This is a genomic window from Thalassospira xianhensis MCCC 1A02616, from assembly GCF_003326475.1.
GTDB classification, from domain to species: Bacteria; Pseudomonadota; Alphaproteobacteria; order Rhodospirillales; family Thalassospiraceae; genus Thalassospira; species Thalassospira xianhensis.
In genome coordinates this window covers 17,370-29,482 of record NZ_JPWA01000012.1, presented here as the reverse complement: position 1 = coordinate 29,482, position 12,113 = coordinate 17,370, and the positions used below count along the sequence as shown (strand labels likewise).

The 12,113-nt window shown below is 52.2% G+C and carries 10 protein-coding genes; all 10 read right to left on the bottom strand.

Annotated features, from left to right (window positions below; translation table 11 throughout):
- Positions 1 to 16: 16 nt before the first annotated feature.
- The 10 genes from TH5_RS11375 to dusB all read right to left on the bottom strand — a co-directional run bounded on the left by TH5_RS11375 (position 17) and on the right by dusB (position 12,107).
- On the bottom strand, positions 17 to 838 hold the full coding sequence (locus tag TH5_RS11375) for an inositol monophosphatase family protein (RefSeq protein ID WP_244204890.1): 822 nt from the start codon (positions 836 to 838) through the stop codon (positions 17 to 19).
- A gap of 41 nt (positions 839 to 879) precedes the next feature.
- The gene (gene hflX, locus TH5_RS11370; protein ID WP_114121959.1) at positions 880 to 2,256 is read right to left on the bottom strand and encodes a GTPase HflX; all 1,377 of its coding nucleotides are present in this window, start codon (positions 2,254 to 2,256) and stop codon (positions 880 to 882) included.
- Complete coding sequence (hfq, locus tag TH5_RS11365) at positions 2,219 to 2,473, bottom strand: RNA chaperone Hfq (RefSeq protein WP_062948826.1); 255 nt, start codon at positions 2,471 to 2,473, stop codon at positions 2,219 to 2,221. Before hfq ends, hflX begins: the two co-directional genes overlap by 38 nt.
- 120 nt (positions 2,474 to 2,593) lie before the next feature.
- Positions 2,594 to 3,280 carry an HAD family hydrolase gene (locus TH5_RS11360; protein WP_114121958.1) on the bottom strand — a complete coding sequence of 229 codons (687 nt, stop codon included), beginning with the start codon at positions 3,278 to 3,280 and terminating at the stop codon, positions 2,594 to 2,596.
- A 62-nt stretch (positions 3,281 to 3,342) separates the two neighbouring features.
- Positions 3,343 to 4,722 carry a Trk system potassium transporter TrkA gene (gene trkA, locus TH5_RS11355; RefSeq protein ID WP_007089555.1) on the bottom strand — a complete coding sequence of 460 codons (1,380 nt, stop codon included), beginning with the start codon at positions 4,720 to 4,722 and terminating at the stop codon, positions 3,343 to 3,345.
- A 42-nt stretch (positions 4,723 to 4,764) separates the two neighbouring features.
- Complete coding sequence (gene ntrX, locus TH5_RS11350; RefSeq protein WP_062948820.1) at positions 4,765 to 6,147, bottom strand: nitrogen assimilation response regulator NtrX; 1,383 nt, start codon at positions 6,145 to 6,147, stop codon at positions 4,765 to 4,767.
- A 51-nt stretch (positions 6,148 to 6,198) separates the two neighbouring features.
- Positions 6,199 to 8,472, bottom strand: coding sequence for a sensor histidine kinase NtrY-like (locus TH5_RS11345; protein WP_208638440.1), 2,274 nt, complete (start codon positions 8,470 to 8,472; stop codon positions 6,199 to 6,201).
- Positions 8,469 to 9,917: a nitrogen regulation protein NR(I) gene (gene ntrC, locus TH5_RS11340; RefSeq protein WP_114121957.1), complete on the bottom strand. Its 1,449-nt coding sequence runs from the start codon at positions 9,915 to 9,917 to the stop codon at positions 8,469 to 8,471. Before ntrC ends, TH5_RS11345 begins: the two co-directional genes overlap by 4 nt.
- A complete protein-coding gene (locus TH5_RS11335; RefSeq protein ID WP_062948816.1) occupies positions 9,914 to 11,059 on the bottom strand; it encodes a two-component system sensor histidine kinase NtrB in 1,146 nt (381 codons plus the stop codon). The genes ntrC and TH5_RS11335 overlap by 4 nt, the downstream gene beginning before the upstream one ends.
- Positions 11,060 to 11,102: 43 nt before the next feature.
- Entirely contained in the window at positions 11,103 to 12,107 is a 1,005-nt protein-coding gene (gene dusB, locus TH5_RS11330; RefSeq protein WP_114121956.1) for a tRNA dihydrouridine synthase DusB, read from the bottom strand.
- Positions 12,108 to 12,113 lie beyond the last annotated feature (6 nt).

The window sequence follows — 12,113 nt, the reverse complement described above, 5'->3', positions numbered from 1 at the left end:
GGATAAAAAGCCGACACTATCCGAACAAAGGCAGCAGTATCTCGCTCATTTCTGCCCAAAGTTCTGGCGAGGATGCACATAGTAATCCCGGTGCATTACCATTGGCGTGATATTCATCCGATCCTGTTGCGGTGATATATTTGGCAACACCACCTGCCTCGCGCACCAGCAAGGTTCCAGGGGCATGATCCCACGGTTTCAGGTTGCGATAGGCACAGAAGTCAAAAAGCCCTTGGGCAATTTCCTGATATTCGGCCCCACAACAGGAATAATGGGCGACCTCGTCAAAGAAATCGAGATGTCCGTAATGTTTGAGGATACGGTCACGGGCAAACGAGATCAGGAAACCCTTGGCATCTTTTGTAACCTGAATGTTTGAGCGAACATGCACGGGGGAGCCGTTATGGAGAGTCCCTGCCCCTTTCTCTGCTACCGTTGCTGAACCTTCAATCGGATCAATGATCCAAGCAGCAACGGTTTCATCACCATGATAAAGGGCAACCATACACCGGAACGGCTGACGATGATGAGCAAAATTCTTGGTCCCGTCAACAGGGTCGATGATCCAGACCGGAGCATCATTGCTAAACACACGTTCCGGCAACTTCGGATCGGCGTGGGCTGCCTCCTCACCCAGCGCAACACTGCCTGGCAAAAGGTCGCAGAAACGTCTTGTCAGAACCCGCTCTGCCTCCGTATCAGCGATTGTCACCAAGTCCATGGCATGGCTCTTGGTATCGATATCGCTTTCTTCCAACTGACCAAAGCGTGGCGCTATTTCCTCGGCCGATACTTCGCGGATAATTTCGGTAATCTTATCCATATCGACGCTTAACACACTTTGTTCCTTTCCAGTTTTAATTTGGGGTTCGATCCTGCCTATACGAGGTGAGGATCGAACCCCGATTTTGCACACCAGTCTTCAAAACGCCCGACGCGACTATCATCAATGCGAACCTGCACTGAAATACCATCCTCGCCATCCAGACGCTTCAGGACTTCCCCTTGCTCATACAACCGTGCCAGCGCCTTACCATCCGAATAGGGAACAAGCACTTCGAAAATCGGCATATCCTCGGTTAGCCGATCCTCGATCAATGTCAGCAAGGCATCGCAGTTCGTACCTTTGATCGCGGAAATCGCGATTGTGTTGGCGTTCCGCGATGAATATTCCTGTACCGCTGTCAGGTCTTCACCTTCAAGCTGATCGCATTTATTCAGCGCTTCTACCAGCTCTTCACCATCAATCGCTTTTTGCAGTCCCAATGCTTTAAGAACTTCAAGAACATCAAGCTTTTGGGCCTCTGTCTCATGCGACGACGCATCTCGAACATGCACGATCAGATCGGCTTCAAGAACTTCTTCAAGTGTTGCCCGGAATGCGGCCACAAGATCATGAGGCAGGTCCGAAACGAACCCGACGGTATCAGACAGGATAACCTTCCTGCCGCTTGGCAACTCCAATCCACGCATGGTCGGATCAAGCGTCGCAAACAACATGTCTTCAGCAAAAACATCAGACACCGTTAGTTGATTGAATAGTGTTGATTTTCCTGCGTTGGTATAACCGACAAGTGCCACAATCGGATAAGGGACCCGACGGCGCGCCTCACGGTGAAGTTCACGTGTCCTTTTGACTTCTTCCAGTTCCCGACGGAGCTTTGCGAGCTTGTCTCCAATCAACCGACGGTCAATCTCGATTTGGCGTTCACCCGGTCCGGCGAGGAAGCCACGGCCGCCGCGCTGACGTTCAAGGTGTGTCCATGTCCGAACCAGACGAGACTTCTGATAGCTCAGCAATGCCAGTTGAACCTGCAAACGCCCCTCGCGGGTGCGTGCACGGTCGGCAAAGATTTCGAGAATAAGGCCGGTTCGGTCGATGACCTTGCACTTCCATTCACGTTCCAGATTACGCTGCTGGATCGGGGAAAGCTGGCCATTGATCATAACAATGTCGGCTTCTTCGGCTTTAATCTGATTGCCAAGACGCTCGACCACGCCGGTTCCGAACAGGGTTGCCGGTCGTGTTTTCGCAATGGGCACAACATCTGCGCCCACTACTTCAAAATCCAGTGCGCCGGTCAGGCTGACGGCTTCTTCCAGTCGCGACGACGCGTCGCGCCAGGATCCAGCCTGATCCGCACGTTTAAGTTCCGGATGGAAAACGAGGACCCGGGGGCTGTCATCTTCGCCGTTAGCCCCCGCAGTCAGAGATTCGTCAGCTATTTTCTTCGTCCGCAGGCTGGCTCGGATCAAACAGTTTAATCGGCGTCGTCGGCATTACTGTCGAAATCGCATGTTTGTAAACGAGCTGGGTGTGAGCATCGCGCCGCAGCAAAACTGAGAAATTGTCAAACCAGGTAATGATGCCCTGCAATTTGACTCCGTTGACCAGAAACACGGTAACCGGCGTTTTGTTTTTACGGCAATAATTCAGGAATACGTCCTGAACATTTTGTGATTTTTCCGCCATTGGTTAGACCTAGCCTTCTTTTATGAGCGTTTTTATCGTTTCGGGTGGTCAAGGAAAATGCAGAACCGATGACTTTTCTGTCTGTTACGGCTCCGGCCCCATTTTTATGACCTGATTGAACTATAAGACTTTCGCAAAGCTTTTTACAAGCCTTACAAGCGCTTCGCAATCGGGGAAATGCCAATCTGGGCTGAGAGTCGCGGAATTCGTGGCATCCCCGTGACCGGTAATTTCGTCTCCGATCAATATCGCCGTCGCACCGACATTCCGTGCACACTGAATATCGACCACACTATCACCCACAAACCACAGATTCTCATATTGCGCCGCAGCAGAGTCGCCCATGGCCAGATGTACTGGATCAGCTGCAGGTTTGTCATTTTGGGCATCCGTCGCACCGACAACGCCACCAAAAAAATGGCCCCAGCCGAGGTGGGCAACTTCCGAGCGCAGGAAGTTGCCGTTCTTGTTACTGACCACGCCCATATAGGCACCAGTATCACGAAGTGCACACAAAAGATCATGCGCCCCTGTGAGTGGTGTAAGCGTTTCCAAGTGGATAGCCTTGAAATGAGCATAGAAACGATTTTTGGCTTCTTCCCAGCGATCTTCGCCAAACAGGGTCGGGAAGCTGTCCCGCAATGAACGTGCAACCCGTGTTTTTGTCTCGACAAGATCCCAGCGGTCTTTGCCGAAATCATCAAATGTCAGATTAAGAGCCACCTGAATGGTTTCCCAGCTATCGACCAGCGTATTGTCCCAGTCGAAAATAACGGCTTTTGGCGGCAATGGCATTTTTTCTGACATGAATATATCCGGAACGCACGTGAATCTGATTTACAAGAAGAATGCTGCAAACCTTTAAATACCTAGAAATATTCCAGCCGGACGGCAAACATCTTCTCGACCTTTTTGATTTGCTCGGAGCCCGCGAAGACCACAATCCGGTCATTGGCTTCGATCACCGTATTGGCGCGTGGCATCACGACTTCACCGTCGCGCAGGATTGCACCAAACACGACGCCTGCTGGCATGGCGATATCCTTGATCGCCTTGCCAACAATTGGTGCCGTCTCAAGTGCTTCGGCTTCCAGGACCTCGCCAAATCCTTCTGAAAGACTATGCACCGCACGAATTCGGCCCCGGCGAACATGGTGAAGAATTGTCGAAACCGTCGTCATGCGCGGACTGATGACCACATCAATGCCAAGCTCGGAGACCAAGGATGTATAGGTGCTTTTATTAATCAGGGTCAGTGCGCGCGGGCAGCCATACCGTTTCGCCAGGAGTGATGACAGAATGTTCGTTTCATCATCGTTTGTCAGAGCAACAACGGCCTCGGCATTACCGACATTGGCCTCTTCAAGCAATTCTGGATCGAGCACATCCCCTCGCAGAACCACGCTTTTCTTCGGTAATTTCTGCGCAACGAAACGGGCTCGCTCCGGGTCTGCCTCGATCAGGCGGGTGGTTACCCCCGGGAAGTTCTGATTGATTTCTTCTGCCAAGAACAGGGCAATGTTACCGCCCCCAAAAATAACGATGCGTCGTGCTTCAGGGTCCTCGTGACCAAAGGCCGACATAGCCCGATCCACCTGATCACTGGAAACCGCCAGATAGACCAGGTCGCCGGCCAGCATCTGATCATCCCCCTTGGGATAAACCGGCTTGTCATTGCGGATCATGCCGAGGATCGAAATATTCAGATCAGGGAAAAGCTGATGTAATTGCCGAAGCGGCGTATTGATTACCGGGCAATCTTCATTGCACCTCAGACCAAGGATTTTGACCTTGTCATCGGCAAACGGGATCATGTCAAAGGCGCCTGGCGCGCGCAAACGACGTGCAACAGCTCGGGCCACTTCCATTTCCGGCGAAATGACCACATCAATCGGCAGTTTTTCACGGCCGAACAAACTGGCCCATTCCGGTTGCAGATAGGTCTGACTGCGAATACGGGCAATTTTTGTCGGTACATTGAACAGGGAATGCGCAACCTGACAAGCTGTCATGTTGACTTCATCGGCAAAGGTTACCGCAATCAGCATGTCGGCTTCGTCGGCACCTGCCTGCTGTAAGACATCGGGATGTGACCCGAAACCAATGATACCCTTGACTTCCAGTGTATCGGAAATCTTGCGAACCAATTCTTCCGACTGGTCTATAACCGTCACATCATTGTTTTCGGCAGCAAGATATTTGGCAATGTGGAAGCCCACCTGCCCGGCGCCGCAAATGATGACCTTCATTGTTTCGTCTCCCGTTCAAAAGCTCCGGATCGCGCTGGCGGATTATTCCGCACGCTCCCCATTCACGCCCAGACTTTTGAGTTTTCGATGCAAGGCAGAACGTTCCATACCGACAAAGCTTGCAGTTTTGGAAATATTCCCGCCGAAACGTTCCACCTGCGTTTGAAGATATTCCTTTTCGAACATCTCGCGGGCTTCGCGCAGAGGCAATGCCATGATTTCACTGGTTTTATCAAAATTCAAAGATACCGGCACATCTTCAAACAACTCTGATGGCAGCATTTTGCCACTGATGACATCCGTACTGTCATCTGGTGCCATGATCATCAGGCGCTCGATGACGTTGCGCAATTGCCGAACATTCCCGGGCCAGTCGTATGAATGCAACGCGGCGAGTGCTTCGGCGGAAAGCTTGCGTTTGGGCAGTCCGGTTGCCTCTGCATAGCGTACAAGAAACCATTCTGCGAGGTCAGGGATATCATCACGGCGCTGCTGCAGGGACGGAACCTGCAACGGCACGACATTCAGGCGATAGTACAAGTCCTGACGAAACCGCTGCTCCGCAATCCGTTCTTCCAGATCTCGCGCGGTTGTTGCAATAACGCGCACATCCACGCTGACAGGCACAGAGCCACCGACACGCTCGAATGTCTGCTCCTGCAGAACGCGAACAATTTTCCCCTGCGTTTCCAACGGCATATCTGCCACTTCATCAAGCAGTAAGGTTCCACCATGCGCCAGTTCCAGCACACCGGTACGTGCTTCGCGATTGGCCGCCGCGACGGCGCCAAACAGTGACTCTTCCATTGTGTCGGGTGAAATATTCGCGCAATTCAAAACAACAAAAGGCGCTTCGGCACGGGCGGAATTTTTGTGGATAAGACGCGCGACGACTTCTTTTCCCGAACCGGCCGGGCCGGAAATCAAAATTCGGCTTCCGGTACGAGCAACACGGTCAATCGCTTGGCGTAAACCATTAATGACAGAGGAACAACCAACTAGTTCGGTGTCTCCCCCTGCCCGCATGGTCAGCTCGCGGTTCTCGCGACGCAGGCGGGCATCGTCGATTGCGCGTTCGACAACCAGCAACAGTCGATCCGTATTGAACGGCTTCTCAATGAAATCGTACGCACCGTTACGTGACGCTTCCAGCGCTGTTTCGATGTTGCCATGTCCCGAAATCATGACGACAGGCACTTCACTATGCTCACGCTTGATCAGTTTGAGAGTCTCGATACCGTCGTGATCGCTCTCGTCCATCCAGATATCAAGAATCACCAGACTTGGTCGCCGCGCGGCAACCTCTGACAATGCTTCCTGGCTTGAACCTGCCTGGCGGGTTTTGTGTCCTTCGTCTTCGAGGATTCCGGCGATCAGTGCCCGGATATCTTCTTCATCATCGACGATCAGAATATCGTGCGCCATGTCGTGACCAATATGCCCGTATCTAAAATTATTGCTGATGAAACAACAGGATCAGTTGTTCAAAGAGGTGCTATCTGCAGTTTCTTCTGCAGTTATATGTTTACCTGCGACTGGAAAGGCCAGTGTAACCGTTGCTCCGCTCTCAACACCGTCAGCGAGTATAAGCTCTCCGCCATGGTCTTCCATGATTTTCTTGACGATTGCAAGACCCAGACCAGTACCTTTTGACCGGGTTGTTACGTAGGGTTCGGTTAGTCGTTCACGATTTTCAACCGGCAAACCTTTGCCATTATCCGAGACTGTAACGTAGATGCGTTGATGTTCATCAGAGCGTGTCACAGAAATTTCTATACGGCCCGGCGGCAATTCGCTTTCGTCGCCTTCCCTTCCGTCAATCGCCTCAGCTGCATTTTTAAGGGTATTGGTCAGGCACTGATTGACCTGTCGGGCATCGCATGAAACTTCAATATCACGGCCTGCTTTCGGATCGAAGTCATACGTTATTTTATTGTAGGCCTGTTTTTGAAGGAATACCGCACCTTTGACCAGATCAACAATCTTTTCAGATTTCATCTTCGGTGACGGCATTCTCGCAAAACTTGAGAATTCGTCGACCATACGTCCTATGTCTCCGACTTGACGAATAATCGTGTCGGTACAGGTTTTAAACACTTCGGTATCGCTTTGAATTTCCTTGAGATATCGACGTTTTAGACGCTCTGCCGATAATTGTATCGGTGTCAGCGGGTTTTTGATTTCGTGCGCAATTCGACGCGCAACGTCGGCCCAGGCAGCCATACGCTGCGCGGTTTGAAGTTCCGTTACATCGTCAAAGGTTACGACATAGCCAAAAATAGACCGATCTTCCGCACGCTCGACCGTTACCCGGGCCAAAAGCATCAGGGCCAAACCATCCCGTCGGATTTCAATCTGCCGCGATTTGCTTCGATCACCTTCCTTGTGTAGATCGTCGAAAAGTTCGGAGAATTCCGGGATGACCTCGCAGATGGACTGCCCGATAGCCCCGTCAAGATCAATCCCCATAAGGTCGGAAGCACTGCGGTTTGGCAGATTGATGTGGCATTCTGCATCAAGCCCGATCACCCCGGCAGTCACACCACCCAGAATTGCCTCTGTAAACCGACGGCGCTCGTCATTCAGACGATTGGCCGCTACCAGTTCGGTACGCTGCGTATCAAGCTGGGATGTCATGCGGTTGAAAGCACGGGTTAGTGCTTCAAGCTCGTCTTCCTGCCCTGCAAGCGGAACACGGAAGGTCAAATCTCCGTCACGGACCTTTTCTGCCCCCACAATCAATTGGGAAATCGGTTCGACCAAGCGTGTTGCAACCATAAGACCCAAAGTCACTGCGGCCAGAAGCAAGACAACGGCAATCAGCACGAAAATCATCACGAAGGTGATGACAATCCCGGACCGTTCACCTTCAAGGTTTTCGTAGGCAGTTACTGCCTTTCTGGCCTTGTCGATACGCTCAAGAACATTGGGATCAACAAACCGGCCGACCAGAAGATACCCGTCAATGAAACTGTCGAGATGCGCCATGGCGCGAATACGGTTGTCCGTATTCCCCAAAAGCAGAACAACATCGTTGTTTCGCGCCCGATCATAGACTTCCTGTGGAATTGGTGACAGGACCGGATCATAGGAAAAACTGTAGTCGGACTGCGCAAGTACGGCGCCGCTTCCGTCAATTATCACGGCTTCCGGCAATCCACGGGCATCGGCCTGAGCCGTCAGTATCCGGTTGATGCGCTCTCTGTCTGTTGCAAAATTGACGCCAAGACGTTGAAGGTCATTGGCCGTTGCCAGAACATCGGCCCGGATAAGCTCCTGATGTTCTTTCAGGTATGCCTCTGCAATGACCATGCTTTCTTCGACGGCAGTTCTGATACGATCACTGAACCATCCCTGAATACCGAAATGCAGAAACAATGCGGAAAAAATAGCAACGATAATGGCCGGGGTCACCGCCACCAGCGAGAACAGTAGAACCATTCTTGTGTGAAGCTTGGCACCGGCCGTGCCACGCCGTCGTTCCGCCCAAATCTGAACGAGCTTGCGCGCAACCAATGTGGCAAGAGCCAAAACAAGAATAAGATCAATGTTTAACAGCAGGATGATCAGACGTGGTTCCGGCCGCAGTGGAGCAGTACCGGTCATGGCAAGATAGGTCGCCAGAACCGATATAAGCCCGGCACAGACCAGACCAATCGCAAACTTGCGCGACTGGCTTAATCGACCCAGAAATCTGACAAACCCTAAACGCATCAGACGACTGGTGACGGGTCGTCCGGCTTCGGTCATTTTGCGCCCCTGACGACTTCCAGTCCCAGATCGCGGATTTTCTTGCGCAATGTATTCCGGTTAAGTCCCAGAACCTCGGCCGCCTTCACCTGATTACCACGGGTAGCTTCCAGTGTAACAGTCAGCAACGGACGTTCCATTTCGCGCAATATACGATCATACAGGCCGCTTGAAGGAAGGTCTTCGTCATGGGCATCATAGTATTCACGAACATGACGTTCGATCGATTCCGCTAGTGATTGCGGTTCCCCGACCGGTGCGGCTTCACTGATGCTGTTTTCCGAAAACTCGGTTTCGATAACATCGACGCCAATCACGTCATGCGAATAGAGCGCAGTCAAACGGCGAACCATATTTTCCAGTTCGCGTATATTTCCAGGCCATCGATGGGCTTTTAAGCGTGCCATGGCCTCGGCTGAAAGTGTCTTGCGAGGCAACCCCTCTTCACTGGCCTGCATGAGGAAGTGATTGACCAGTTCGGGAATGTCTTCCAGCCGTTCACGCAATGACGGTAGCCGGATTGGAACGACATTAAGACGATAGAACAAATCTTCGCGGAAGGTGCCTTCGCGGATCAGCTTGCGCAGATCCCTGTGGGTTGCAGCAACGATGCGGACATTCACACGGATCGGTGTTCGCCCGCCAACACGGGTATATTCACCTTCCTGCAAAACACGCAGTAATCGGGTCTGTGCCTCCAGCGGCATGTCACCTATTTCATCAAGAAATAGCGTTCCGCCCTCAGCCTGCTCAAACCGGCCTACCTTGCGCTCGTTAGCTCCGGTAAAGGCCCCTTTTTCATGGCCGAAAAGCTCACTTTCGATAAGCTCACGCGGAATTGCCGCCATGTTGATGGCAACGAACGGGCCGTGGCGACGTCCGCCATATTCGTGCAGCGCACGGGCCACCAACTCTTTACCGGTGCCACTTTCTCCTGTCACCATGACGGTAAGGTCGGTGTTCATCAGACGGGCGAGAGCACGGTAAATTTCCTGCATCGCCGATGACCGACCGATCAGAGGCAGACGATCATCCCCTTCATCATCAGGGGATTTGGCATTCTCGTCAGCCTGTGGCGTTTCGAGTGCCCGATCAACAATGCTTATCAGCTCATTCAAATCAAACGGTTTTGGCAGATATTCAAAAGCCCCTCTCTGGGCTGCTTTTACCGCTGTCATCAGTGTGTTTTGCGCGCTCATGACGATCACACGCAAGTCCGGACGCAGTTTGCGGATACGCGGAACCATGTCGAGCCCGTTTTCGTCCGGCATCATCACGTCTGTGATTACCAGATCGCCATCCCCGTCAGCGATCCAGTCCCACAAGGTCCGTCCGTGACCGGTGCTTCGCACCTCATGACCCTGACGCGACAAAGCCTGTGTCAGAACGGTACGGATTGCACGGTCGTCGTCAGCAACAAGAATTCTGGCCGGGCTCGGGCTCATACGGTTTCTTCCTTGTTCTTAATTATATTGCCCGCACCGACATCTTCAGCCAGCGTGCGGTTATAGATTGGCAGCATGATCTGGAATTCGGCACCGCCCCCCGGTGCATCTTTAACCTCAATCACACCACCGTGGTCATTGATAATCTTGGCCACCAAGGCCAGCCCCAATCCTGAGCCGGTTGGTTTTGTTGTTACGAACGGGTCAAACAGGCTTTCGCGCATGTCGGGTGCAATACCTGGTCCATTGTCACGTACAGACACGACCAACGGCAAATGCACACGCGCATCACCGCCCGCAACAGCAAGGCGAACACCGTGCTGATAGCGGGTCGATATCACAATATGACCGCTATCATGATCAACCGCTTCGCCCGCATTCTTCAAAAGGTTCAAAAATACCTGAATAAGCTGGTCCCTATTCCCGAAAACCGGTGGCAGCGACGGGTCATAGATTTCTTCGAATGCCAGATGTTTGCCAAAGCCGTTTTCTGCAAGCCTGCGGACATGTTCAAGCACGGTATGGATATTGACTGCACCGCGTTCCATCGGTTTATCAGAAAAGATTTCCATACGATCAACAAGGTCGACAATACGGTCTGCCTCGTCACAGATCAGACGCGTCAGGACCCTGTCGTCCTCGTTTGAGGTCTGCTCAAGCAATTGAGCTGCACCACGGATACCCGAAAGCGGGTTTTTGATCTCGTGCGCAAGGATTGCCGCCATTGCACTTACCGAGCGGGCTGAGTTCCGGCTCAACAGCTGATTGTCAATCTTTTGGGCGATAGAGCGCGGCTCGAACGTCAAAACGGCACAGTCGGGTTCATCTGGCATCGAACCCACGGTCAGGTTTACAGTATGTTTGCCAATTTTCGGGCTCTCGATCAGTAGATTATGATCAGCCACCAATGTCGCTTCGTCAATTGCCTGAGTGATAAGAGAGAAAACCGGGCTGTCACCTGGAATGAAATCCTTGAGATTGCTGCGGCAGAGGACGGCGGCGCTGGTGTTGAACAGCTGTTCCGTCGCCTGATTGACGAAGCGGATCTTGCCATCCCGATCAGAAACGATAACCGCACTGGCAATTGCATTAAGCACGCCAGTCGGATCTACCCCGTTCCCTTTGCCAAATCCAAGTCTCATTCAAAGTTTCCCCGATAAAATAGCTATTTGGTTCTTGTTATTCTCAGGCAGCAGCCTGGTTTTCGGTATTCTCAATCAGTGGCTCATAGAAAGCCCTGATTTGACTCCTGACTTCAGATGGATCACTTAACTCATTAACAACACGGCGAAATTCCGTCGCATTGCGCAAGCTGTTGCAGTACCAAGCCAGATGCTTTCTGGCGATCCGCACACCTTGCAGCCCGTGATGATCAATCATCGCATCATAGTGACGCAGAATGGTTTCCAGCTGCACATCAAGCGACGGTGCAGCCAGTTTGGTGCCTGTTTTCAGGTAATGTGAAACCTGCGCCAAAAACCACGGTCGACCTTGTGCGCCGCGTCCGACCATGACACCGTCAGCAGCAGAACGTTTCAGAAGTTCTGCTGCGTCTTCTTCTCTGTTGACATCGCCATTGCCAATAACCGGGATCGATACCGCCTGTTTAACCAGCCCAATTGCACCCCAATCAGCATCACCCTTGTAAAACTGACAACGCGTCCGCCCGTGAATGGTCAACATCGCAATGCCGAGTTCCTCGGCAATTTTCGCCAGCCGCGGCGCATTACGATTATCGTCGTCCCACCCCAAACGCATCTTGAGCGTCACAGGCACGGAAACAGCGTCAACGGTTGCCTTTATGATATCCGCAGCAAGCTTTTCATCGCGCATCAGGGCCGAACCGGCATAACCCTTTGTGACTTTTTTTGCCGGACAGCCCATATTAATATCGATGATCATCGCACCGCGATCTTCATTCATCTTTGCGGCCAAAGCCATTTCATCGGGTTCGGTCCCGGCAAGCTGAACGGAAAGCGGGCTCTCGGCTGCACAATCACCGTGCATCTTGCGCACTTCTTTCTGATGGCGCTGAATGCGTGTCATGGCATCAGATGCAATCATTTCCGATACAACAAGGTGGCCGCCAAACTGGCGCACCTGTTGCCGGAAAGGAAGGTCAGTCACACCTGACATCGGTGCCAGAATGACATTCTCTGGCACGGTTACAGAACCGATCTGCAAAGACATGAAGAA

Bases quoted from the DNA above. Each gene is read 5' to 3' on its own strand.
- ntrX (WP_062948820.1), bottom strand. From the start codon at position 6,147: ATGGCGCACGATATTCTGATCGTCGATGATGAAGAAGATATCCGGGCA.
- trkA (WP_007089555.1), bottom strand. From the start codon at position 4,722: ATGAAGGTCATCATTTGCGGCGCCGGGCAGGTGGGCTTCCACATTGCC.
- ntrC (WP_114121957.1), bottom strand. From the start codon at position 9,917: ATGAGCCCGAGCCCGGCCAGAATTCTTGTTGCTGACGACGACCGTGCA.
- TH5_RS11335 (WP_062948816.1), bottom strand. From the start codon at position 11,059: ATGAGACTTGGATTTGGCAAAGGGAACGGGGTAGATCCGACTGGCGTG.
- TH5_RS11360 (WP_114121958.1), bottom strand. From the start codon at position 3,280: ATGTCAGAAAAAATGCCATTGCCGCCAAAAGCCGTTATTTTCGACTGG.
- dusB (WP_114121956.1), bottom strand. From the start codon at position 12,107: ATGTCTTTGCAGATCGGTTCTGTAACCGTGCCAGAGAATGTCATTCTG.
- hfq (WP_062948826.1), bottom strand. From the start codon at position 2,473: ATGGCGGAAAAATCACAAAATGTTCAGGACGTATTCCTGAATTATTGC.
- TH5_RS11345 (WP_208638440.1), bottom strand. From the start codon at position 8,472: ATGACCGAAGCCGGACGACCCGTCACCAGTCGTCTGATGCGTTTAGGG.